Source organism: Streptomyces aureus (genome assembly GCF_001418135.1).
Classification (GTDB): domain Bacteria; phylum Actinomycetota; class Actinomycetes; order Streptomycetales; family Streptomycetaceae; genus Streptomyces; species Streptomyces aureus_A.
This window is the reverse complement of record NZ_LIPQ01000084.1, coordinates 1-2,938: the sequence shown is the minus strand read 5'-3', so window position 1 is coordinate 2,938 and position 2,938 is coordinate 1. Positions and strand designations below refer to the sequence as shown.

Below are 2,938 nucleotides of genomic sequence, written 5' to 3'. Positions count from 1 at the left end.
CGTGGAAATGCGCCCGCAGCCGCTACGGGCTGCGGGCGCATTTCCACGGCGTGCTGCGCCCCGGCTGGTGCTGGCTGCAGAGCCGGTTCCTGGTGATCGGGATGGCGGCCGTGGAGACAGAGGAGGAGAGCGGGCGCACGCGGGTCGCGCTCACCGGTGGCGTACGGGTCCCCGGGCGCGCGGCGCTGGTTCCGTTCGGCGCGCGGCGCGAGCTGGAGGAGGCGATGACGCGGCTGGCCGCGCGGGTCGGGTGAGGTCGGGTGACCGTGCCCGGTTCCGGCGGCCCGTTCTGTCAGGCCAGGCTCAGCGCGCCCGTCTGCCGCGCTCGTGCCTCGCCCACCCGCAGGATCAGCGCGGCGGCCACGAGGAGCAGTGCGCTCAGTGCTCCGAGGCCGAGCAGGGTCGGGGCGAGTTCGCTCGCCGTGCGGTGTTCGAGCAGGGCGCCACGGACGGCGAGCAGGCTGCCGGTGAGGGGGAAGACCGCGCCGACGACCTGGACCGCGGCCGGGAGTGCGAAGTGCGGGAGGCGGACGCCCGAGACGAACCAGAGGGGCTCGTCGAGGATCGTGTACAGGAAGGCCGAGTCCCGGGAGAAGACGAGGAGGCTGTTGAGGAACGCGCCCCACGCCACCGCCGGGATCAGCAGGGCCAGGAGGACGATCCCGTACATCCACCAGGCCGACACGGACAGCGTGCCGAAGCCGGTCAGGGCCGCGACGGTGAAGCAGGTGAGCAGCCAGGCGTTCTGGAGGAGCGCGCCCGCGCCGTTGGCGATCATCAGGGTGAGCCGGCCGGCCGGGGAGAGGAAGAGCAGTTCGAGGGTGCCGGTGGTCCGCTCGAAGGAGAGGTGCCAGGCGCTCTGGACGAGGGAGAAGAAGAAGGCGTACGCGAGGGTGCCGGTGGCCAGGAAGGCGAGCAGGCGGTCGGGGTCGGCGGCGAGGGGCCAGTTCTCGGCGGCCCGCGAGGCCGTGGCGACGGGGCGCAGGGTGTAGTAGGTGGTGGCCAGTTGGAGGACGGGCCAGACGAGCATGGAGAAGACGACGAGCGGCTGGCCGAAGAGCCGGCGGTGCTGCTTGAGCGTCTCCGCGGCGAAGACCCGCAGGGCGTGGCGGAGACGGTTCACGGGGTGCCCCCCTTGGTTCCGGCGGTGGCGGCCTCTGACAGGGCAGCCCCTGCGTCGGGCGAAACGGCCGCAGCGTCGGGCCGGACGGTCGCGGCACCGGGCCGTGCGGTCGCGGCGCCGGGCAGACCGCTCGCGGCACCGGGCCGTGCGGTCGCGGCGCCGGCGCGGAGGGTCGTGGCATCGGGCCGGCCCGCGCCCGGCCCCGCGAGCCCCGCCTCGCCCCGCTCCGCGAGGGTCAGGATCGCGTCCTCCAGGCTCGCCTCGGCGATCTCCAGGCCGCCGATGGAGCCGCCCGCCTCGAACACCGCCGCCGTCAGCGGTCCCGCCATGTCGCCGGGGTGGCGCAGGGTGATCACCTCTCCCCCGTCGGGAAGGGTTTCGCGGGTGGCCCCGAAGGCGTCCGCGACGGCCCGGGTGCGCTCCGTCGGGTCGGTGACGGTCAGGCGGACGGTCCGGTGGCTGCCGGTCGCGGCCTTCAGCTCGGCCGGGCTGCCCTGGGCGAGGTGGCGGCCTGCGGAGATCACGTACACATGGCCGCAGAGTTCCTCGACCTCGGCCAGGTAGTGCGAGGTCAGCAGCACCCCGGTGCCGTCGTGCGCGGCGAGGTCGGCGACGACTCGGCGCAGGTCGCGGGCGATGGGGGCGTCGAGGCCGAGGGTCGGCTCGTCGAGGAGGAGGTAGTCCGGGCGGTTGATGAGGCCGCGGGCGATGGCGAGGCGCTGGGTCATGCCGCGCGAGTACCGCTCGACCATGGTGTCGGCGGCATCGGACAGGCCGACGAGGTCGAGGAGTTCGCCGGTCCTGCGGCGCAGGTCGGCCTTCGGGACGTCGTAGAGCTGGCCGAAGTACCAGAGGTTCTCGCGGCCGGTCATGCGCGTGTAGACCATGCGCTCGCCGCCGGCGATGAGGTTGATGCGGCGGCGTACGGCGCGGGCGTCGGCCACCGCGTCCAGGCCGTCGACGCGGACGGTGCCGGCGCTGGGCCGCAGGAGCGTGGCGAGGATCTTGATCGTGGTGGTCTTCCCCGCGCCGTTGAGGCCGAGGAGCCCGGTGACGCGGCCGCGGGGGATGTCGAGGTCGAGACCGTCGACGGCGCGCTTGAGGGTGCGGGGGCCGAGAATCCCCTTCTCCCGTACCGGAAAGTCCTTGCGCAGGCCGCGGACCTCGATCGCCGTGGTCGTGGTCATCAGTACGTCCTTTCGACGGCACGGGCCTCGGCCCGCGGCAGACAGGCCAGCCCCAGGACGAGGTAGGCGCAGGTGAGGGCGGCGCAGACGGCGAGCCTCGGAAGGAGTTCGGGGAGGGACTGGCCGCCGGTGAAGCTGCCGTGCAGGACGTCCATGGCCGAGGTGGTGGGGAGGAGTTCGGCGAACCAGCGGACCGGTTCCGGCAGGTAGTCGCGCGGGAAGGTGAAGCCGCCGACCAGGCCGAGCACGATGAAGACGGTGTTCTGCGAGATGTGCGCCTCGCCCGCCGCGATCATCAGTCCGCCGAGGCCGACCGAGAGCGCGAAGACGGCCGCGATCAGCGCGAGGGCGCCGAGTAGCGCGCCGGGCACGGACGAGACCGGCACGGTGATGCCGAGGGCCGCGACGACCAGGCCGAGGGTCAGGAACTCGAGGAGGCTGCTGAGCACCGCGAAGCCGGTGAAGCCCAGCAGGTACGGGAGACGGCCGGCGGGGGCGATGAGCAGGGCGCCGAGGGTGCCCTGCCGCTGTTCGGTGATGAGGGCCTTCGCGGACCAGAGGATCAGTCGGACGGCGAAGTGGAAGGCGGTGGTGCCGACGACGATGTAGGCGAGGTAGGCGGTGGTGC

3 protein-coding genes and 1 pseudogene are annotated in these 2,938 nt (G+C 73.4%); 1 reads left to right on the top strand and 3 read right to left on the bottom strand.

The window, feature by feature from the left end:
* A pseudogene (locus AOK00_RS08980) lies at positions 1-254 on the top strand (hypothetical protein); the annotation flags it as partial.
* A gap of 38 nt (positions 255-292) precedes the next feature.
* Here AOK00_RS08980 and AOK00_RS08975 read toward each other — a convergent pair.
* From AOK00_RS08975 to AOK00_RS08965, 3 genes are all read right to left on the bottom strand, one after another.
* On the bottom strand, positions 293-1,123 hold the full coding sequence (locus AOK00_RS08975; RefSeq protein WP_055599779.1) for an ABC transporter permease: 831 nt from the start codon (positions 1,121-1,123) through the stop codon (positions 293-295).
* A complete protein-coding gene (locus AOK00_RS08970; RefSeq protein ID WP_254047290.1) occupies positions 1,120-2,310 on the bottom strand; it encodes an ABC transporter ATP-binding protein in 1,191 nt (396 codons plus the stop codon). The genes AOK00_RS08975 and AOK00_RS08970 overlap by 4 nt, the downstream gene beginning before the upstream one ends.
* Positions 2,310-2,938 (bottom strand): ABC transporter permease (locus tag AOK00_RS08965; RefSeq protein WP_055599778.1); only part of this gene is annotated, 629 nt, incomplete at its 5' end. The genes AOK00_RS08970 and AOK00_RS08965, both read right to left, overlap by 1 nt.